The following is a 19663-nucleotide window of genomic DNA, read 5'->3' as shown; positions in this document are numbered from 1 at the left end:
GGCGACCACCACACCCCGCCCCCGGACCGGAGACCGAGCCCTCGACCGATCCGACTCCGGAGGACCTGATTCCGGACCTGGACGAGCCGGTGGCGATGGACGAGGATCGACTGGCACGGATCGCTCTGACCTGGCTCTTCGAGCCCGGTACCCGGGCGGTGTTCCGCCTGGTGCGGCAGTTCGGAGCGGTCGGTGCGTTGCGTCGGCTGCTCACCGGAAAGGTCCCGGACCACCGGCTGCGGGCAACGGTGGAGTCCCGGCTGGCCGCTGGAGACCCCTGGCAGGTCGCGCTCGCCGCCGCCGAGCAGACCGAGCGGCTCGGCGCGCGAGTGGTGACTCCCACCGACCCGGAGTGGCCGACCCGGCTGCGCAGCCTCGACCGGCTGACCCTGCCGAGTGCCGGTCGCAGGGTCGACCAGGAGACCGCACCGCCGCTCTGCTTCTGGGTACGCGGTGCCTGGTCGCTCGGGGAGGCGTTGCAACGATCGGTGGCGATGGTCGGGTCCCGGGCCGCCACCCCGTACGGGCTGCACGTCGCCACCGAGATCGCCTTCGGGCTGGCCGAGCGGGGCTGGACCGTCGTCTCCGGTGGCGCGTTCGGCATCGACGCGGCGGCGCACCGGGGCGCCCTGAACGCCGGTGGCCTGACCATCGCGATCCTCGCCTGCGGCGTCGACCGGCCCTATCCGATGGGCAACACGGCCCTCTTCGACCGGATCTCCGACGCCGGTCTGCTGATCAGCGAATGGCCTCCCGGGGCGGAGCCGCTGCGGCCCCGGTTCCTGATCCGCAACCGGGTGATCGCCGCCGCGACCGCCGGCACCCTGGTGGTCGAGGCGGCGGCCCGCAGCGGTGCCACCCAGACGCTGCGCCGGGCCATCGCGATGAAGCGACCGTCGATGGTGGTGCCCGGGCCGGTCACCTCCGCCATGTCGGTCGGGGCGCACGAACTGCTCCGCGAATATCCCGAGGCGCGACTGGTCACCGGCGTGCCACACGTACTGGAGGAGGTGGGACGGATCGGTGCCGACCTCGCCCCGCCGGTTCGTGGTCCCGACCGGCCACAGGATGCGCTCGACGACGAGTCCGCGCTGATCCTGGAGTCGGTTCCCCGACGGGGCCCGCTCGGTCCGGACGTCCTCGCCGCGCGCACCGGCCTCGACCTGCGTACCGCCCTGCGCAAGCTCTCCCTGCTGGAACAGCTGGCTCTGGTGGTCCGCCGCGACGAGGGGTACGTGCTCGCTCCGGCGGCGACCCGGCCCAGCCGCGCTCCGGCGGGCCCTCGCGGCGAGCCGACTTGACGTGGCCGACGCCCGAGGTCCACCGTCGCGGGTGATGAGCCAGCCCCGTCGCAGTACCCGCGCCCGGCACGAGGCCCTGACACCGCCGCTCCGGGAGAGCGTCGACGACTTCGCCCAGCATCTCGCCTCGGTCGAGAACCGCTCGACGCACACCGTCCGGGCCTACGTCGCGGATGTGGTCGCGCTGCTCGACCATGCTGGCCGGATGGGCTGCGCCCGGCCCCGAGATCTGGACATCACCGTGCTGCGGAGTTGGCTGGCGAAGCTGCGTACCCTTGGGGCCGCCCGCGCCTCGCTGGCCCGCCGCGCCGCGTCCGCCCGTACCTTCACCGCCTGGGCGCACCGGGCCGGACTGCTGGACGCCGACGTCGGTGCCCAGTTGGCCAGTCCTCGAACGCACCGGGAACTGCCGACCGTGCTCCGGGCCGACCAGGCGAGCGAACTGGTGGACGCGCCCGGCGAAGCCGCGTCCCCGGAAGCGTCGCGGGATCGGGTGGTGCTCGAACTCCTCTACGCCACCGGCATCCGGGTGAGCGAGCTGTGCGGTCTGGATCTCGGCGATGTCGACCCGGCCCGTCGGGTGGTCCGGGTTCTGGGCAAGGGTGCCAAGGAACGCACGGTGCCCTACGGGCTGCCGGCGCAGCGGGCAATCGACGACTGGCTCCGGGCCGGCCGCCCCCGCCTGGCCGGGCCGGACAGCGGTGCCGCACTGCTGCTCGGAGTACGCGGCGGGCGGCTCCAGCCCACCGTGGTACGCCGGATCGTCGCCGCCTACGCACGTGCGACCGGGCTGCCCCGGATCAGCCCGCACGGGCTGCGGCACTCGGCCGCCACCCACCTGCTGGAGGGCGGCGCAGACCTGCGTACGGTGCAGGAGATTCTGGGGCACGCCACGCTGTCGAGCACACAGATCTACACCCACGTTTCGGTGGAACGGCTGCGGGCGGCGTACCGCCAGGCACATCCGCGGGCCTGACTCCCCGGCGCGACGGGGCGACCACCCGGGCCCGACGAACCCAGCCCGACGACCCGGGCCCAAGCACCCGGTCCGACCTGTCCGGCCCGCCAGCCAGGGCGCAACCATCCGAGCCCGACGGCCCGTGCCGACTGTCCGGCCGCTCGGCCAGGGGTCCGAGACGCCGGAGTGGGTCACGACGATGGCGACCGATGCCGACGACCCAAACCGGGAGGCCGGATCCGCCAGCTCGGCCCTCCCGCCCGTCGGCGAGTGGCCGCCGCCCGATGACACGTTCCCGACCGGTACCCGATCGACGCCGGGCTACGATCACCGAATGAGCACCGCCGGGCCGCCGCCGCCCGTGCCGATCCCCGGCGCCCGACTGCTGTTCTCGCTGGATCCCAGCGTCGCCCACCTCAACCACGGCTCGTACGGGGCGGTACCGATCGGCGTGCAGCGCGCCCAGCAGCGGCTGCGCGACGAGACCGAGGCCAACCCGATGCGCTTCTTCAACCGCGGACTCGTCGACCGGATCACGCACGCCCGTCGACACCTGGCCGGCTTCCTCGGCGCCGATCCGGACGGGACGGCCCTGGTCGGCAACGTCACCATCGGGGCCGCCATCGTGCTCCAGTCGCTCGGGCTGGAGCCCGGCGACGAGGTGGTCGACACCGACCACGGGTACGGCTCGGTCGCCCTCGCCGTCGATCGGGAGGCGCGCCGGACCGGGGCCGTCCGGCGCACCCTGACGGTGCCACTGACCGCCACCGACGAGGAGGTCGTCGAGATCGTCCGGGCCGAGATCCGGCCCGGCCGTACCAAGCTACTCATCATCGACCAGCTCACCTCCGCCACCGCCCGGCTCTTTCCGGCGGCGGCTATCGCCGCGGTGGCCCGGGAGCGCAACGTTCCGGTACTGGTCGACGGTGCGCACGCCCCCGGGATGCTGCCGACTCCGGTGGAGAGCATCGGCGCCGATTTCTGGGTCGGCAACCTGCACAAGTGGGGGTACGCCCCGCGGGGCAGCGCCGTGCTGGTGGTGGCGCCCCGCTGGCGGCCACGGATCGAGCCGTTGGCCGTCTCTTGGCAGGAGGAGGCCGGCTTTCCCGACCGGGTCGAATGGCAGGGGACACTCGACTACACCGCCTGGCTCGCCGCGCCGGTGGGCGTGTTCACCCTTCGTACGCTCGGCCTGGACCGGGTCCGGGCGCACAACGCGGACCTGGCCGCGTACGGGCAGCGGGTGGTCGGCGCGGCTCTCGGGATCGCGCCGGCCGACCTGATCGGCCCTGGCGGGCCGACGGTGTCGATGCGGATCCTTCCCCTGCCGGCCGGCGTCGCGACCACCTTTCCGGACGCGATAGCGCTTCGGCAACGGATCGGAGACGAGCTCGGCACGGAGGTCAACGTCAACCCCTGGCACGACCGAGGCTGGCTGCGACTGTCCGGCCAGATCTACAACCGGGCGGACGAGTACGACCGCCTCGCCGAGCGCCTACCCGCGCTGCTCGCCTCGCTCTCCTGACCGACGGCCCGGATGGCGTCACCGGATAGCGGCTCGGCGGCACCCGCGCCATCGCTGCTTCTGGGAACGATGCCCGACCGGTGGCCCCGGCCGGAGGGTCGCGGCCGAGGGTCGCGGCCGGCGTCCGCGTCACCCTGGAGGCGTCCAGCGGCACCCTGCGATCACGACGGCTCAACCGCGCCCGCAAGCGGCGGGCAGCGGCACCTTCACCCAGGCCGGTGGCGATGGACCGGGACCGGTAGCAGACGGACCCGGCCGAGGCCCAGCAGCAGCAGCGGATCGAGGTAGTCGTCGCCCCGGCGCAGACCCCAGTGCAGGCAGGCTGATCCGGCGGCCGCGCAGCCCGGGTGGCCCGGCAGGAGCACGCCGAGCGGATCTCCCGCCCGAACCGCGTCCCCGGCCGCCAGACCGGACCGCACCGGCTCGTAGGTGGTGCGCAGTCCGTTGGGATGGGCGACGCTGACCAGCGGACGGCCGGCGACCATCCCGGCGAAGAACACCACTCCGGACCCGGCCGCCCGCACCGTGGCACCGGGTGGGGCCGCCAGGTCGACGCCCCGGTGCCCGGCCGCCCACGGCTGCGGCGGCGGGTCGAACCGGCGGACGACCCGGGGCACCCCGTCGAGCGGCCACCGGAATCGTCCGGGCACCGGCGCTGACCATCGGGGCACGCTGGAGGTGGGTATTCGCGACCTCGCCCATGCCGGGCTCGGCGTCGAGACCGTGGTCACCGTGGCCGAGGCCGGGCCGGCGATCGAGACCATGGCCACCCGGTCCCAGGCCGAGCCGGCGATCGAGACCGGAGCGGCGCCGTCCCGGCCCGGCCTGGCGGTCGGCGCGGTGGCACTCCCGACCGACCTGCCGGTCGAGGTGGCGTCGGACCGCCCCGGTGAAGGTGTCAGGGCCAGCAGCAACACCGGTAGCAGGATCATCGGTCCCCCGCCGTGCCATCTCCTCGTCATGGTCGTGCAGCCTCGTGGCACCGCGTGGTTCCAGCAACGCTCCGGACCGCGTCCTGTGCACAACTGCCCCGGCTGTGGAAAACCCCCGCAAAGCCCGATGATCTGCTACGCCCGGCGCCGGCGACGGTCCCAGCAGGGCTGGGAGACCGCCCGATCACCGCAGCGCGGCCGGCTCACCGTCGCCTTCCAGCGCTGCTCGTTGGCGACGGCGGACGGGTCGGCGCGATGCAGGCGACGGACGCATGGCGACCGGGGACGACGGGACGGATGGCGCGGCTACCCCATCGAGGGCACGAACCGGGCAGCGGTCGAGGCGTGCCCGGGCCCGGTCGAGGCTTGCCCGCCCGGCCGTGACCTGGGCCGGCTCCATGTCCGGTCAGGCGGCTCGCCTAGGCTGGACGGCCGGAGGCGGGTTCCCGTCCGTCACCGGATCGACCTCAGGAGCGGCGATGACCACAGTGGACGACGTGAGCCGGCCTTCCCGGGTGGCCGATCCCGACGAGGGCATCAGCATCGAGGAACTGGGCCTCGCCGCGCGTAACCACGCGCTGCCGCTGGAGGCGCTCCGCTACGACGTCACCCCGGTGGGCCTGCACTATCTGCTCATCCACTACGACATCCCGGACCTGGACGCGGGCCGGCACCTGCTGACCGTCGACGGCCGGGTCGACCACCCGCTGACCCTCGATCTCGCCGCCCTCCGGCAGCGGCCCAGGGTCACCCGGCGGGTCACCCTGGAGTGCGCCGGCAACGGCCGGGCCCTGTTGACGCCCCGTCCGGTCAGCCAGCCGTGGCTCTCCGAGGCGGTCGGCACCGCCGAATGGACCGGTACGCCGCTGGCTCCGCTGCTGCGGGAGGCGGGGCTCGCGGCGGACGCGGTCGACGTCGTGTTCACCGGCGCCGACCATGGCGTGGAGCGCGGCGTCGAGCAGGACTACCAGCGCGGGCTGCCGGTCTCCGAGGCGCTGCGCGAGGAGGTGCTGCTGGCGTACGAGATGAACGGCGCCCCGCTGCTCCCACAGCACGGCGCGCCGCTGCGCCTGGTGGTGCCCGGCTGGTACGGCATGGCACACGTCAAGTGGCTCACCCGGATCACGGTGCTGGATCGGGAGTTCGACGGCTACCAGAACGCGGTGGCCTACCGGCTCCGCACCTCCGCCGACGATCCCGGGATTCCGGTCACCCGGATCGAACCCCGGGCACTGGTCCAGCCGCCCGGCTTTCCGGATTTCATGTCCCGGACCCGGGTGGTACGTCCCGGATCGTGCACAGTGGAGGGTCGGGCCTGGTCCGGGTACGCGCCGGTGACCGCCGTCGAGGTGACCACGGACGGGGGTCTCACCTGGGTTCCCGCCACCCTCGATCCGACCGGCGCGGTGGAACACCTGGGCAACGGCTCGGATCCGGCCTCGGCAGGGCAACGGTCACCGGAGTCCGCTCCGCACGGACCAGTCGTCGACGAGCGCTGGGCGTGGCGCCGCTGGCGGTACGAGTGGCCGGCGACCCCCGGCCGGTACACCCTCGGTGCGCGGGCCACCGACGCGTCCGGGCGTACCCAGCCGATCGAGCAGCCGTGGAACCGGGGTGGGTTCGCGAACAATCTGGTCCAGCGGGTGGAGGTCGTGGTCACCGAGGAGCACTAGGCCAGGTTCGCCAGGCAGCGGAGCCCTGGTCCGGCGTCGCCGGTAATCCCTTCTGAAGCTGAAGCTGAAGCTGAAGCTGAAGAGCTGGAGACCGGATCATCCGCCGCCGGACCGACCGGCAACTGGCGGCCGCCGTCCACCGGCGTCTCCGGCTCGGGCAGAAGCCCGACGACGACTCCGGGCTCGGGCAGAGCGGCGCGACCGATGCCGGGGCAGCAGTTGATCTTGCTCGGTCGGCGGACGCGGACGGTCAGCCGGCGGATCCCGGGGCGGCCGGAATGCCGATGATCAACCGCCGAATCCAGAATCAGCAGGAAGGGAGATGTCCGGCTTTTCGAGTTCTTCGACGTTGACGTCCTTGAAGGTCATTACTCGGACATTTTTCACGAAACGCGCCGGCCTGTACATATCCCAGACCCAGGCGTCGTGCATTTCCACCTCGAAGTAGACCTCACCGTCGGAGTTGCGGACGTGCAGGTCAACCTGGTTCGCCAGGTAGAACCGCCGCTCCGTCTCCACGACGTAGGAGAACTGGCGAACGATGTCGCGGTACTCCCGATAGAGCTGCAGCTCCATCTCGGTCTCGTACTTCTCGAGATCTTCCGCGCTCATCCCACTCCGCCTTCCATGGCCACATCTTCCCCCACGAACGTTGACGGCCGAAGCCGCTCGCCCAACGCCACGCCGACGGTACTCCCTGCCCGGCCCCCGTGCGCCATCGACTCGATCCCAGCGAGGTGCGCCGGACGCCGGGAGCGAGGCGGCCAGCCGACCCGGCCGGAGACGGTCGCGACATTGACGTACGAGAAGCGATGTTCCGGGCACGGGCCGTGACGCTCGAGCGCGGCGCTGTGCTCGGCGGTGATGTATCCCTTGTGCTCGGCGAAACCGTACCCGGGGTGCCGGTCGTCCAGCTCCACCATGATCCGGTCCCGGGTGACCTTGGCCAGCACGCTCGCCGCCGCCACGCAGGCGGCGACCTGGTCGCCCTTCCAGACGGCCAGCCCCGGCACGCCCAGCCCGTCCACCCCGAAGCCGTCGGTGAGCACGTAGTCCGGGACCAGGGCGAGGGAGGCCAGCGCCCGGCGCATCGCCGCCAGGTTGCAGACGTGCAGCCCCCGGGCATCCACCTCGACGGCCGGGATGACCACCACGGCGTACGCCAGGGCCCGCTCCACCACCTCGGCGTAGATCCGCTCCCGGGTGGCCGGGGTGAGCAGCTTCGAGTCGGCCAGCCCCTCGATCTCGCCGCGCCGGCCGTCGGGCAGCACTGCCGCGGCGGCCACCAGCGGGCCGGCGCAGGCGCCCCGACCGGCCTCGTCGGCCCCGGCGACGTGCGGGAAGCCGCGTCGCCGCAGTGCCCGTTCCATGGCGTAGATGCCGCCCTCGCGGCGGATCACCGTGCGGGGTGGGGTCAGCACCGCTACTCGCTCTCCAGCGCCCGGCGTAGCAGCTCGGGCAGGTCGGTCGGATAGAACCGTTCCGTCGTCCGGTCCAGCTCGTCGATCGACCACCAGCGGTGGGTGTCGATCGAGTCCTGCTCGACCGCGTCGAACCCAGCCGTGTCCACCGCCCAGGCGGCGACCCGGACGAGGAAGAAGTGCTGTTCCTGCCGGTACCACTGGCCGCCGAAACTGAACTCGGTGGTCTCCCGCCGGATCGGTTCGCCGAACTCGGCCGGGCGCAGCCGCAGCCCGGTCTCCTCGGCCAGCTCGCGGGCGGCGCCGGCCGCCGGCGTCTCGTCCGGGTCCAGGCCGCCGCCCGGGGTGAACCAGTAGCGGTGAACGGGTCGGGCCGGATCCCAGCCGTGGAACAGCAGCACCCGGCCGTCGGCGTCGACCAGGAGCACCCGGGCGGCCTGGCGGGGGGTGAACACGGTCACCGGGTCAGCCTAGCCGCGCCGGCACCGGACCCGCCGCCGGCCGCGGGCCGGCACGGTCGGCGATCAGCCCTGCGGATCGGGGATCGCGCCGTAGGAATCGGGTACGGAGAGCCAGGTTGCCCGGCCGACCGGCCAGAAGACGGTGAAGGCCCGCCCCACCACCGACTCCTCCGGAATCGTCGCCAACTGGATGTCCTTGCGGCTCTGCTGCCAGTGTTCCAGGGAGTCGCCGGAGGCGGAGCGGTGGTCACCCATCACCCAGAGTCGTCCGGGCGGCACGGTGATGTCGAACTCCTCGTCGGCCGCCGGATCCCGCACCCCGTTCTCGGTGAAGATGTACGGCTCGTCCAGCGACTGCCCGTTGATCACCAGGCGGTCCTGCGGGTCGCAGCAGACCACCCGGTCCCCGCCGACTCCGATCACCCGCTTGATGAAGTCCTCACCCTTCGGGTTGCCGGTCCACTGGGTGGGTGCCTTGAAGACGATGATCTCGCCCCGGTGCGGCGACCGGAAGTCGTAGACCAGCTTGTTGACGAGCACCCGGTCGTAGATGTCGAGGGTGTGCTCCATCGACGGCGACGGGATGTAGAAGGTCTGCAGGACGAACGCCCGGACCAGTACCGCGACCAGGATGGCCACGCCCACCAGGATGGGCAGTTCCCGCCAGAACGAACTGCGGGGCTTGGACTTGTCGGTCTGCTCGTCAATCACGGGTGGAGCCTACGATGCCGAGTCCCACGAGAGCGCCGGGAACGCGCGGTAACGAGCAGAGAGCCCAAGATTGGCATCGCAATTGCTATTTCTCCCGTGTTCGCGCTGTTTTGCGGACTGTCGGCGGGCGGTTCCCCGGGGGCGGGCGCCGCGGCCGGCCTCGGCAGTTTGTCAAAGGTGTCCGGCACCGACAGCGAACTCCAGTGGCCGAACGGCCAGACGACCACGAAGGCCCGGCCGATGACGTTCTCGATCGGCACCGGCCCCTGGCAGCGCGCGTCCTGCGACACCAGCCGGTGGTCGCCCATCACGAAGATCTGCCCCGCCGGGACCACCACCTCGTCGAACCGCCGCGACCGGCATTCCTGGCGGTTGGGCGGGACGTCCAGTGGGGAGTTCTCCAGCACGTACGGCTCGTCGATCGGGACGTTGTTGACGGTGACCCGGCCCTGGTCGTCACAGCACTTCACCTTGTCGCCGGGCAGCCCCACCACCCGCTTGATGAAGTCCTTCTCGCCGGGTCGGCTCACCCCGACCAGGTCCCCGATGGTGCGGCCCAGCTTGGCCACGAACCCCGGATCGGCCTCCTCGCGCACCTCTGGTGCCCAGGCGGCCGTACCCCGGAACACCACGATCTCGCCGCGGGCCGGGTCGCGCACGTCGTAGACGATCTTGTTGACCAGGACCCGGTCGCCGATCAGCAGAGTGTCCTCCATGGACCCCGAGGGGATGAAGAACGCCTGGAGCAGGAAGGTCCGGATCAGGACCGCGAGGCAGAACGCCACGATCAGCAGGAGCGGAAGCTCCTGCCACAGTGGCATCTGCTTACGGGTACGGCGGGACCGTCGGGGCCGACGACGCCACGGTTCGACATCGTCCTCGTCGTCCACCCTACGCACCACGCAACTCCCCGGTCCCGAGATACCGCGCCATCACCCACTGGCTGGGCGACGGGCACCGCGAGCGGAAGCGCGGGGGTGACGGGCGACCCCGGCAGTCGCCGGGGTCGCCGTGTCTCGCGTCTGCCCGTGCGGCCAGCGTAGTCGGCGTTGGCCGGGTCGGCACCCCGCGATCGGCATCGGTGCGGGAAGCCGGGAGGTCAGCCGACCCGCTTCTCGCGCTTCTCCTTGATCTTGGCCTTCTTGCCGCGCAGCTCACGGAGGTAGTAGAGCTTGGCCCGGCGTACGTCACCACGGACGACCACCTCGATCCGGTCGATACCCGGGCTGTTGATCGGGTACGTCCGCTCCACCCCGACCCCGAAGCTGATCTTCCGTACGGTGAAGGTCTCCCGCAGGCCCGCTCCATGGCGCCGGATGACGACACCCTCGAAGACCTGGACCCGGGAGCGGCTGCCCTCGATGACTCGGGCGTGCACCTTGACCGTGTCACCGGCCCGGAAGTCGGGCACGTCGGTCCGCTGCGACTGGGCGTCGAGGGCGTCCAGGGTGTTCATCGCTGCATCCTTGAAGACTCGCGGCGCACCGGGCGTCGGCACGCGGATGGGTGATTCTGATCTCCGCGACGGGGTCCGGCAGGGCAACCTCGGCGGAGATCCTCGCAGCCGTCCGTGGCACGGACGGCTGCGGCAACCCCCCTACTTTGCCATATCGTCGGCCGGAGGCTGAAATCCGGCCCCGGCCAGGGCGGCGACGTCCCGTTTGTCCAACTGCTCCGCCGGCAGCGCGGCGAGCATGTCGGGCCGGCGCCGGGCCGTCCGGACCAGTGCCTGGTCGCGCCGCCACCGGGCGATCCGGCCGTGGTCACCCGAGCGCAGGATCTCCGGTACGTCCTGCCCCCGCCAGCTCGGCGGCTTGGTGTAGACCGGCGCCTCCAGCAGCCCGTGCGCGTGCGACTCCTCGGCGAGCGAGTCGGCGTTGCCGAGTACCCCGGGCAGCAGGCGGGTCACCGCCTCCATGACCACCAGAACCGCGACCTCGCCGCCGAAGAGCACGTAGTCGCCGAGCGAGACCTCGGTCACCGGCATCCGGGTGGCGGCGTGGTCGAGGACCCGCTGGTCGATCCCCTCGTACCGGCCGCAGGCAAAGACGAGGTGGGACTCGGCAGCCAGCTCGTGCGCCATGGTCTGGCTGAACCGCACCCCCGCCGGGGTGGGCACCACCAGGCGCGTGCCGGACTCCCGGCCGGGCGGCACCAGGGCGTCCAGCGCCTCCCCCCAGGGCTCGGGCCGCATCACCATGCCGGGACCGCCGCCGTACGGGGTGTCGTCGACCGTACGGTGCACGTCGTACGTCCAGGTCCGCAGGTCGTGCACGGCGACGTCGAGTACGCCGGCCGCCCGGGCCCGCCCGATCAGCGAGAGCCCCAGCGGGGTGAGGTACTCGGGAAAGATCGACACCACGTCGACGCGCATGTGTGGAGGGCCCCCTCGACGGCTCCCGGTCAGCGGGGCCTGGTCAGACGACGACAGACGCGAACCTGACTCACAGGTCCAGCAGGCCGGGCGGAGGGTCCACCACCACCCGGCCGGCGGCCAGGTCCACCTCCGGCACGATCGCCTTGACGAACGGGATCAGCGTGGTACGCCCCTCGGGGCGGCGCAGCACCAGCAGGTCGGAGGCGGGGGCGTGGTCGATCCGGGCTACCTCGCCGAGCGCCTCACCCGCCGGGGTGACCACGGCGAGACCGACCAACTGGTGGTCGTTGAACTCGTCGGGGTCATCCGGCGGCGGCAGCTCCGCGCTGTCCACCCAGAGCAGGGTGCCACGGAGCGCCTCAGCGACGTCGCGGTCGTAGACGCCGTCGAAGGTGACCAACAGCTTGCCCTGGTGCCACCGGGTGGCCTCGATGGTGAGCCGTTCGGGCACCCGGACCAGCTCGCCGTGCCCGGTGACCGGGGGCGGCGCCCCCGGGCCGGTGCCGGATGCCGCCGCCGGGTCGGTGCGCAACACCGCCCCGACGGCGAATCGTGCCTCGGGATCGTCGGTCCGCACCTCCACGGTCACCTCACCGCGGATGCCGTGCGGACGGCCGATCCGGCCGACGATCAGGAGCATCGGGATCCGCGGATCAGTACGAGTCGACGATGTCGACGCGTACTCCACGGCCGCCGATCGACCCGATCACCTGGCGCAGCGCCTTCGCGGTACGGCCGGAGCGACCGATCACCGTACCCAGGTCCTCGGGGTGCACCCGCACCTCCAGGCGCTTGCCGCGCCGGGAGTCGACCATCCGGACCCGTACGTCGTCCGGGTGGTCGACGATGCCCTTGACCAGGTGTTCGAGCGCCGGCCGGAGCGCCACGTCAGGCCTGCTCGCCGGAGTCCGCACCGGCCTGCTCCTCGGTCTTGGGGGCCTCGGCAGGTGCCGCCTTGGCCTCGGCAGGTGCCGCCTTGGCCGCCTTCTTCGCCGGCTTGGCCGACTCGGTCAGCCCGGCTGCGGCCTTCGCCTCGGCCTCGTAGGCGGCCGTGCGGTCGGCCCGCTCCGGCGCCACCAGCAGCGGCGGCGGGGCCGGCAGGCCCTTGAACTTCTGCCAGTCGCCGGTCTTCTCCAGCAGGCGCTGGACGGCCTCGCTCGGCTGGGCGCCGACAGAGAGCCAGTACTGCACCCGCTCCGACTTGACCTCGATCACCGAAGGGTGCTCCTTCGGCTGGTAGATCCCGACGAACTCGATCGCCCGACCGTCGCGCTTGGTGCGCGAGTCGGCGACGACAATGCGGTACTGCGGGTTGCGGATCTTACCCATCCGCAGGAGCCGGATCTTTACGGCCACAGTGTGTTCGCTCCTGTTGCGATTCTCACCGTCCCGGACACGGGCGGTGCGCGGGTGAGAGCCGACCGGCACAGTGGGGTTTGAGCCGGGGACTGCTCGATGGACTGGCGACACGCCCGGGTTAGAGGGCGCCGGACGCGTGCCGGATACCAGCGACCCATTGTGCCAGACCCGGCCCGGGAACCTCACACCGGCCGGCGAACTCGCCGGCCGGGCCCGCTCCGGGCGATCATGGCTGGTGACCGCCTCGCTCGCCCGGGGCGTGCCCCGCCGTCCCGACCGCCCCCGTCCGGACCTCGATCAGGCCGCGTCTCCCCCTTCCCGCGCCCGTACCCGCTGCCGCTCAACCCTTGACCGCGCCCTGTAGGCCACCGACGATCTGCTTTTCGGCGAATGTGAAGAAAAGCAGTGCCGGCAGCATCGCCAGCGAGGTGAAGGCGAGAATTCCCGCCGTGTCGGAGGTGTACTGGCTCGAGAAGTTCTGCACGCCCAGTGGCAGGGTGTGCAGATTGACGTCGCCGAGGACGAGCAGCGGCAGGAGGAACGCGTTCCAGCTCGCCACGAACGCGAGAATCCCGACCGTGACGAGCGCGGGCCGGGACAGCGGCAGCACGATCAGCCAGAGGAAACCGAGCCGGCCCGTGCCGTCGATCGCGGCGGCGTCCTCCAGCTCGCGCGGGATCGCGGCGAGGAAGGGACGCAAGATCACGATCGTCAGCGGCAACGCGAAGGCGACCTGCGGGAGGATCACCGCGTAGTACGAGTTGATCAGGTTGAGGTCGCGCAGCATGAGGTAGAGCGGCAGGATAGCCGCCCCGGCCGGGAAGAGCAGGCCGAGCGTGAAGAAGGTGTAGAGCGCCTCGCGGCCCCGGAAGGTGTACCGGGCGAGCACGTACGCGGCGCAGACACCGAGCACCACGACACCGAGCGTCGTACCCAGGGCGATCACCGCGCTGTTGAACGCCTGACCCCAGAAGTCACTCTGGGTCAGTACCCGGGCGTAGTTGTCGAAGACCCACGGGTCGGGCAGCCCGGCCGGGTCCGCCACGATCTGCGGGGTGGTACGGAAGCCGCCGACGATCACGTAGACGACCGGGGCGATCGACACGGCCGCGACCGCGAGCGCCAGCCCGTAGGTGAGCGGGTTACCCCAGGACACCGGGCGGCGCTTGGGCGGTGGGGGCAGGACAGCGTTCGCGGCCACGGTCAGTTTGCCCTTCTGGTGATGGCACCCTGGATGTCGCGGCGGAGCAGGAAGCGCTGGAACAGCAGCGCCGCGACGAAGGAGATGACGAAGAGGATCACGGCCACCGCGTTGCCGTAGCCCCACAGCCGGGCGAAGAAGCCGTTGTCCACCATGTACGTCGCCATGGTGGCCGACGCGCCGAGCGACCGCACCGAGGGCACCGAGGTCACCCAGATCACGTCGAAGACCTGCAACGAACCGATCATCGACAGGAACATCCAGATCCGGATCGTCGGGCCGAGCAGCGGAAGCGTGATGTGGCGCTGGATCTGCCACCAGCTCGCGCCGTCGATCGAGGCCGCCTCGGTCAGCTCGTGCGGCACGTTCGACAGGCCGGCGAGCAGGAGGATGATGGCGAAACCGACGTACTTCCAGGTGAGGACGGCAAGCAGCGTCCAGATGACGACGTCGAGGTCGGCGAGCCACGCCTGGACCAGACTGCCCAGTCCCAGCGACCGCAGCAGCGCGTCGGCCGTCCCGCCGTCGGTCAGGATCAGCTTCCACATGATGCCGACGGTGACCTCGGCGAGCACGTAGGGCACGAACGCCAGCAGGCGGAACACGGTGCGCCCACGGAAGCGGCGGTTGAGCAACAGCGCCACGGCCAGCGCGATGGGGCCCTGGATCACCAGCGACCCGACCACGATGATGGCGTTGTTGCGCAGCGCGTCGAGGAAGATCGGGTCCTGGAAGGCGAGGACGTAGTTGTCGAAGCCGACGAACTCGGTGGGCGGCCCGACCCCGCGCCAGCGGAAGAGGCTGTAGTAGACCGCGAAGCCCATCGGCACCAGCACGAACATCACGTAGACGACGACCGCCGGCGTCGTCAGCCCGATGATCTCGTACCACTTACGGCGTTTTTCGGCCACGCGGGAGGACGACCGCCTCCGGGCGGGCCGGACGCCCGCCGGCGGCGCGGACGCGCCGCCGGCGGGGTTCAGGGTTGGGTTGGTGGCGGTCACTTGCGTGCGGCCGCCTTCATGGCGTCGACGACCTGCTGCGGGCTGCCGCTGCCGGCAAAGATGGCGACGATCGCGTCGTTCATCGCGTTGCCGACGGTGCTGCCGAAGGCCGTGTCCAACCAGAGCTGCACGTAGGTCGCTCCGGACGTGGCCTCCAGGATGGACTTCAGGGCGGGGTCCGCGACACCGCTCTCCGCACCCTTGGCGACGGGCAGGCCGGTGCCGGTCTCGGCGTAGCCCTTCTGCACCTCGGGGCTCACGATGTACTTGAGGAACTCGACGCACTCCGCCGGGGCGTTCTTGGCGCAGGCGAACCCGTCACCACCGCCGAGAGCCGCCTTCGGGTCACCCGCCGAACCGGAGATCGCCGGCACGGGGAACCAGCCGAGGAACTTGGCCAGCGCCGCCTTGTCCTCCGCGACGGTCTCCAGGGTGCCCTTGTTCCAGTCACCCATCAGCTCCATCGCGGCCTTGCCGTTGGCGAGCATCCCGTTCGCGCTGGTCGGGTCGTTCTGGCCCGGGGTGGCGATGAAGTTGGGCTGGAACGGGTTGGTGCCGATGAAGGTCTTCAGGTCCTCGCCGGCCTTCACGAAGCACGGGTCGTCGAAGACCGCCTCGGTGGAGGCCTTCTTCAGGGTGTCGACCGAGCAGGCACGCAGCGCGAAGTTGTACCACCAGTGCGCGGCGGGCCACTTGTCACCGGCGCCGAGGGCGATCGGGACGACGTTGATCGCCTTGAGCTTGGTGACCGCCTCGTTGAGCTCGTCGAACGTGGTCGGCGGGGCGGTGATGCCCGCCCGCGCGAACATGTCCTTGTTGTACCAGATGCCCTCGATGCCCATCCGGTACGGCAGACCGTACTGCTTGCCTTCCACCGCCCAGATCCCGGCGGCGCTGCCGATGTTGGCCACCTCCGTCTTCACCTGGTCGGTGATGTCCTTGAGGTAGTCGGCCTCCACCTGCTCGCGCATCTCGCCGCCGCCCCACGCCTGGAAGATGTCCGGCGGGTCGGTGGTCAGGAGCGCGGCAGGGAGCCGGGTGCGCTGGAGCTGGTTGGTCTCGATCGCCTCGATCTGGATCGTGACGGTCGGGTGGAGCGCGGAGAAGTCCTTGGCGACCTTCTCCCAGTAAGTCTTGCCGGGCCCGTCCTGCGAGGCGTTGTGCCACCAGGTCAGGGTCACCGGGTTCTTGTAGAGCTCTTCCTCAGCGGGCGCTTCGTCGCCGCCGCCGCTACATCCGGCAGCAAGGAGTGCGCTGGTCGTAAGCAGCGCCAGGACGGTGCCCGCGCGGCCTTTCATCGCCATCGAATGTCTCCTCGACTATCAGTCGCGGTAATCACCTGAACGGGGAGTTTTACAGCCGCGTTACGTGGTGTCAACCGTTGTCGATAACGGTTTCGACTCCCCTGCCGTGGGCCGCCGGCAGCCCTCTATCATCGTCGTCGTGGCGTTTCCGCAGCGTGTCAAGATGTCGGACGTGGCCCGTACGGCCGGCGTCTCCGTCGCGACTGTATCCAAGGTGGTCAATGGCAGGTATGGCGTGGCGCAGGCGACGGTGGAACGCGTCCAGCAGGTCATCCACCAACTCGGGTACGAGGCCAGCCTAGGGGCACAGAGCCTGCGCAGTCACCGCACGAACGTGCTGGGAATCCTGGTCGCGGAGTTCGAGCCGTTCTCGACCGAGCTGCTCAAGGGGGCGTCCAGGGAGGTCGTCGGCACCGGCTACCAGCTACTGGCCTACTCCGGCGGCGACGGTGCCAGCGCGGCCATCGGCTGGGAGCGGCGGTCGCTGGCCCGGCTGTCCGGAACGCTCATCGACGGGGCCGTGATCGTCACGCCGACCGTGGTCGAGACCAACCAGGGCTTCCACGTCGTCGCCGTCGACCCGCACACCGGCCCGTCCGGCCTGCCCACCGTCGACTCCGACAACTTCGCCGGCGCCGTACTCGCGACCAACTACCTGCTGTCACTCGGTCACCGCCGCATCGGGCACATCAGCGGACGCTCCGACCTCGAGTCGGCACGCCTGCGCGAGGCCGGGTTCCGCAAGGCGATGGCCGACGCCGCCGTCCCGGTGGACGAGCGGCTGGTCCGGGTCGGCGGGTTCCGGACCGAGAGCGCCGCCGGTACGGCCGCGGAGCTGCTCGCCCTCCCCGACCGGCCGACCGCGGTCTTCGCCGGAAACGACCTCTCCGCGATCTCCACCCTCGACGTCGCCCGGAGCATGGGTCTACGGGTACCCGACGACCTCTCCGTGATCGGCTTCGACAACGTCCCGGAGTCGGCGCTGGTCAATCCGCCGCTGACGACGATCATGCAACCACTGCAACGGATGGGCGCCGAGGCGTTGCGCCTGCTCATCGACCTGATCGGCGGCGTCGAACGGGACACGCACATCCGGCTCCCCACCGAGCTGGTCATCCGGGCGTCCTGTCGCCCCTACGCCCCCGCCCGCGAGCCGAGTCCGCCGCTCTCCGCCCGCGCCACGCCGGCGCCCGGCTGAACGCGCCGCGCCGGTCGCGGACGTCCGGTCTCCAGCGCACGGACGTCCGGTCACCTGCGCACGGGTGGACGGTTCAGCGCACGGGTGGACGGTCCCAGCCGGGCGGCAGGTCCGGCGCGGTCCAGGCCGGATCGGGGACGAAGTCGCACCAGGTGCCGTCGAACGGGAACTGCGCCGCCTCGGCAATCTTGATCACCCGCTCCCCCTCGGCGCGTACCGCCGCCGGGTCCGGCACCCAGTAGTGCTCCGGGACGGCGAGCCGCTCGGCGAACTCCCCCTCGTCCTTCCACTCCCAGGTGTGGTCCGGCCAGACCACCACGTCGAGATCCTGGTCCACCACGTCCACGCCGGCCAGCTCGCCGTCGTCCCAGCGGACGCCGTGCTCCTCCAGGTTGACGTACCAGTTGGCGAACCGGTCCGCCGCGTCCCGGAAGAACCAGACCGAGTGGTCCGCCCCGGCCGGCAGGAACTTCAACACCGGCGGTCCGGCCCAGGGAGCGACCCGCAACCGGTAGGTCGAGGCCACCCACTCGGTGAACGGCATCGTCCGCATCCCTCGGCCGTCCGCGGTGACCTCGCTGGCCACCTGGGTGCCCCGGGCGACCCAGAGCAGCAGGCCACGGTCGTCGTCGCTGACCACCCGGGCCGGGCGGACCCAGCCGATCCGGCCCCGCCGCACGTTGCGGTGCACGACGACGCGGCCCGGTGAGAAGCGCAACCCGGTCACGTCCGGCCGCTCAGTAGGAGCGGGCGAGGATGGCGGTCAGCTCCGGCTCGTCCTCCGAGTCCGGCACCGAGCCGTCGGCCCGGCGCAGGCAGCGGACGGTCACGCCCTGGGCGTTCGCCTCCGCCTCCCCCTCGGCCCCGACGGCGGACCACGGCACCCGAGCCCAGCCGGTGCCGGCCGCCTCGATCGCCTCGGCCAGCGAGTCCACCGCGACGGTGTGCGACTCGCGCCGGGCCAGCGCCTCGTCGTAGAGCGCCTTCTGGTCGGCGTCGAGCGCGGCGAGCACCCCGGCGACCACGTCCGGCACCGGGACCGGGGTCTTGGCGCCGGTGGTCCGGCGGACCAGCACCGCGTTGCCGGCGGCCAGGTCGCGGGGACCGAGCTCGATGCGTACCGGATAGCCCTTGAGCTCGGCGTCGACGGCCCGGCGGCCGAACGGGGTGTCGACCCGGTCGTCGAGGGCGACCCGCACCCCGGCGTCGCGCAGCGCGTCGCAGAGCTTGGCGGCGGCCTCGGCGACCCCGTCGCCAGCCTTCACCACCATCACGTACGCCTGCACCGGCGCCAGCCTCGGCGGCACCCGCAGCCCGTTGTCGTCGCCGTGGCACATGATCAGCCCGCCGAGCATCCGGGTCGAACTGCCCCAGGAGGTGGTCCAGGCGTGCTCGACGCTGCGCTCGGCAGAGGTGTAGGTGATGTCGAAGGCGCGGGCGAAATTCTGCCCCAGCTCGTGCGAGGTGCCCATCTGGAGCGCCTTGCCGTCACCCATCATGCCTTCCAGGGTGTAGGTGCGGGTGGCACCGGCGAACCGCTCCCGGGCGGTCTTCAGCCCGGTCAGCACCGGGATGCCGAGCACCCCGACCATGAAATCCTCGTAGACCTCGTGCAGGATCTTCCGGGCGTACGCCCGGGCGTCGGCTTCGTCGGCGTGCGCGGTGTGCCCCTCCTGCCAGAGGAACTCGGTGGTCCGCAGGAAGACCCGGGGCCGCAGTTCCCAGCGCACCACGTTGGCCCACTGGTTGAGCAGCAGCGGCAGGTCGCGGTAGGAGTCGACCCACTTCGCCATGAACTCGCCGATCACCGTCTCGCTGGTCGGCCGGACCACGACCGGCTCGGCGAGCTGCTTGCCGCCACCGTGGGTGACCACCGCCAGCTCGGGCGAGAAACCCTCGACGTGCTGCGCCTCCCGGCGCAGGTAGCTCTCCGGGATGAAGAGCGGGAAGTACGCGTTCTCCGCGCCGGCGAGCTTGATCCGAGCGTCCATCTCGGCCTGCATGCGCTCCCAGATGGCGTAACCGGCCGGTCGGATGACCATGGTCCCCCGCACCGGGCCGTTGTCGGCGAGCTGCGCCTTGGCGATCAGGTCCTGGTACCAGCGGGGAAAGTCCTCCGCACGGGGAGTGAGCACGCGTGCCATGAGGGCACATCTTAGGCGCCGACCCCGGAGCCGACGCGCCCGGCCCGCTGCCGCCGACCGTCAGCCCGTCACCTGCGCCGGTCGCCGTGAGCCG

General features: G+C 71.5%; 21 protein-coding genes. 5 read left to right on the top strand and 16 right to left on the bottom strand.

The genetic code is table 11. From position 1 onward, the window contains the following. Positions 1-95 precede the first annotated feature (95 nt). From ACSMXO_RS08715 to ACSMXO_RS08705, 3 genes are all read left to right on the top strand, one after another. A complete protein-coding gene (locus tag ACSMXO_RS08715; RefSeq protein ID WP_455419199.1) occupies positions 96-1301 on the top strand; it encodes a DNA-processing protein DprA in 1206 nt (401 codons plus the stop codon). Positions 1302-1335: 34 nt separating this feature from the next. Continuing rightward, on the top strand, positions 1336-2277 hold the full coding sequence (locus ACSMXO_RS08710) for a tyrosine recombinase XerC (protein WP_346255899.1): 942 nt from the start codon (positions 1336-1338) through the stop codon (positions 2275-2277). Positions 2278-2593: 316 nt separating this feature from the next. Further along, on the top strand, positions 2594-3784 hold the full coding sequence (locus ACSMXO_RS08705) for an aminotransferase class V-fold PLP-dependent enzyme (protein WP_455417321.1): 1191 nt from the start codon (positions 2594-2596) through the stop codon (positions 3782-3784). A gap of 206 nt (positions 3785-3990) precedes the next feature. On the opposite strand, the gene ACSMXO_RS08700 is transcribed toward ACSMXO_RS08705, so the two are convergent. Next, positions 3991-4548 carry a murein hydrolase activator EnvC family protein gene (locus ACSMXO_RS08700; protein ID WP_455419198.1) on the bottom strand — a complete coding sequence of 186 codons (558 nt, stop codon included), beginning with the start codon at positions 4546-4548 and terminating at the stop codon, positions 3991-3993. Positions 4549-5195: 647 nt separating this feature from the next. Here ACSMXO_RS08700 and ACSMXO_RS08695 point away from each other — a divergent pair. Next, entirely contained in the window at positions 5196-6389 is a 1194-nt protein-coding gene (locus ACSMXO_RS08695; RefSeq protein ID WP_455417320.1) for a sulfite oxidase, read from the top strand. 288 nt (positions 6390-6677) lie between these two features. On the opposite strand, the gene ACSMXO_RS08690 is transcribed toward ACSMXO_RS08695, so the two are convergent. The 13 genes from ACSMXO_RS08690 to ACSMXO_RS08630 form a co-directional block, all read right to left on the bottom strand. After that, positions 6678-7001: a DUF2469 domain-containing protein gene (locus tag ACSMXO_RS08690; RefSeq protein WP_007075222.1), complete on the bottom strand. Its 324-nt coding sequence runs from the start codon at positions 6999-7001 to the stop codon at positions 6678-6680. Then, positions 6998-7810 carry a ribonuclease HII gene (locus ACSMXO_RS08685; RefSeq protein WP_346255896.1) on the bottom strand — a complete coding sequence of 271 codons (813 nt, stop codon included), beginning with the start codon at positions 7808-7810 and terminating at the stop codon, positions 6998-7000. Before ACSMXO_RS08685 ends, ACSMXO_RS08690 begins: the two co-directional genes overlap by 4 nt. A 2-nt stretch (positions 7811-7812) precedes the next feature. Continuing rightward, positions 7813-8271, bottom strand: a complete 459-nt coding sequence (locus ACSMXO_RS08680; protein ID WP_346255895.1) for an NUDIX hydrolase — start codon at positions 8269-8271, stop codon at positions 7813-7815. Between the two features lie 63 nt (positions 8272-8334). After that, positions 8335-8982, bottom strand: a complete 648-nt coding sequence (gene lepB, locus ACSMXO_RS08675) for a signal peptidase I (RefSeq protein ID WP_346255894.1) — start codon at positions 8980-8982, stop codon at positions 8335-8337. Further along, complete coding sequence (lepB, locus tag ACSMXO_RS08670; protein WP_455417319.1) at positions 8979-9881, bottom strand: signal peptidase I; 903 nt, start codon at positions 9879-9881, stop codon at positions 8979-8981. The genes lepB (ACSMXO_RS08675) and lepB (ACSMXO_RS08670) overlap by 4 nt, the downstream gene beginning before the upstream one ends. 200 nt (positions 9882-10081) lie before the next feature. Next, a complete protein-coding gene (gene rplS, locus ACSMXO_RS08665) occupies positions 10082-10438 on the bottom strand; it encodes a 50S ribosomal protein L19 (RefSeq protein ID WP_203858388.1) in 357 nt (118 codons plus the stop codon). Positions 10439-10579: 141 nt separating this feature from the next. Beyond that, complete coding sequence (trmD, locus tag ACSMXO_RS08660) at positions 10580-11356, bottom strand: tRNA (guanosine(37)-N1)-methyltransferase TrmD (protein ID WP_346255893.1); 777 nt, start codon at positions 11354-11356, stop codon at positions 10580-10582. 70 nt (positions 11357-11426) lie between these two features. Next, a complete protein-coding gene (gene rimM / locus ACSMXO_RS08655; protein WP_346255892.1) occupies positions 11427-11999 on the bottom strand; it encodes a ribosome maturation factor RimM in 573 nt (190 codons plus the stop codon). A gap of 13 nt (positions 12000-12012) precedes the next feature. Then, positions 12013-12273 (bottom strand): RNA-binding protein, encoded by a 261-nt coding sequence (locus ACSMXO_RS08650; protein WP_199853371.1) that lies wholly within the window; start codon positions 12271-12273, stop codon positions 12013-12015. Continuing rightward, positions 12248-12715 carry a 30S ribosomal protein S16 gene (rpsP, locus tag ACSMXO_RS08645; RefSeq protein WP_346255891.1) on the bottom strand — a complete coding sequence of 156 codons (468 nt, stop codon included), beginning with the start codon at positions 12713-12715 and terminating at the stop codon, positions 12248-12250. The genes ACSMXO_RS08650 and rpsP overlap by 26 nt, the downstream gene beginning before the upstream one ends. Before the next feature lie 343 nt (positions 12716-13058). Beyond that, entirely contained in the window at positions 13059-13925 is an 867-nt protein-coding gene (locus ACSMXO_RS08640; protein ID WP_346256291.1) for a carbohydrate ABC transporter permease, read from the bottom strand. Beyond that, the gene (locus ACSMXO_RS08635; RefSeq protein ID WP_346255890.1) at positions 13922-14830 is read right to left on the bottom strand and encodes a carbohydrate ABC transporter permease; all 909 of its coding nucleotides are present in this window, start codon (positions 14828-14830) and stop codon (positions 13922-13924) included. Before ACSMXO_RS08635 ends, ACSMXO_RS08640 begins: the two co-directional genes overlap by 4 nt. Positions 14831-14919: 89 nt before the next feature. After that, positions 14920-16227, bottom strand: coding sequence for an extracellular solute-binding protein (locus tag ACSMXO_RS08630; protein ID WP_455417318.1), 1308 nt, complete (start codon positions 16225-16227; stop codon positions 14920-14922). 139 nt (positions 16228-16366) lie between these two features. Between ACSMXO_RS08630 and ACSMXO_RS08625 the strand changes: the two genes are divergently transcribed. Further along, the gene (locus ACSMXO_RS08625; RefSeq protein WP_346255888.1) at positions 16367-17425 is read left to right on the top strand and encodes a LacI family DNA-binding transcriptional regulator; all 1059 of its coding nucleotides are present in this window, start codon (positions 16367-16369) and stop codon (positions 17423-17425) included. Between the two features lie 73 nt (positions 17426-17498). Here ACSMXO_RS08625 and ACSMXO_RS08620 read toward each other — a convergent pair whose 3' ends face one another. Together ACSMXO_RS08620 and proS are read right to left on the bottom strand one after the other, a co-directional pair. Then, positions 17499-18143 carry a DUF402 domain-containing protein gene (locus ACSMXO_RS08620; protein ID WP_346256290.1) on the bottom strand — a complete coding sequence of 215 codons (645 nt, stop codon included), beginning with the start codon at positions 18141-18143 and terminating at the stop codon, positions 17499-17501. A gap of 19 nt (positions 18144-18162) precedes the next feature. Continuing rightward, on the bottom strand, positions 18163-19569 hold the full coding sequence (gene proS, locus ACSMXO_RS08615; RefSeq protein WP_346255887.1) for a proline--tRNA ligase: 1407 nt from the start codon (positions 19567-19569) through the stop codon (positions 18163-18165). Positions 19570-19663: the final 94 nt, after the last annotated feature.

Source organism: Plantactinospora sp. DSM 117369, from assembly GCF_053764795.1.
The sequence above is the reverse complement of the archived record's forward strand: the minus strand, read 5'-3'. Positions and strand labels throughout refer to the sequence as shown.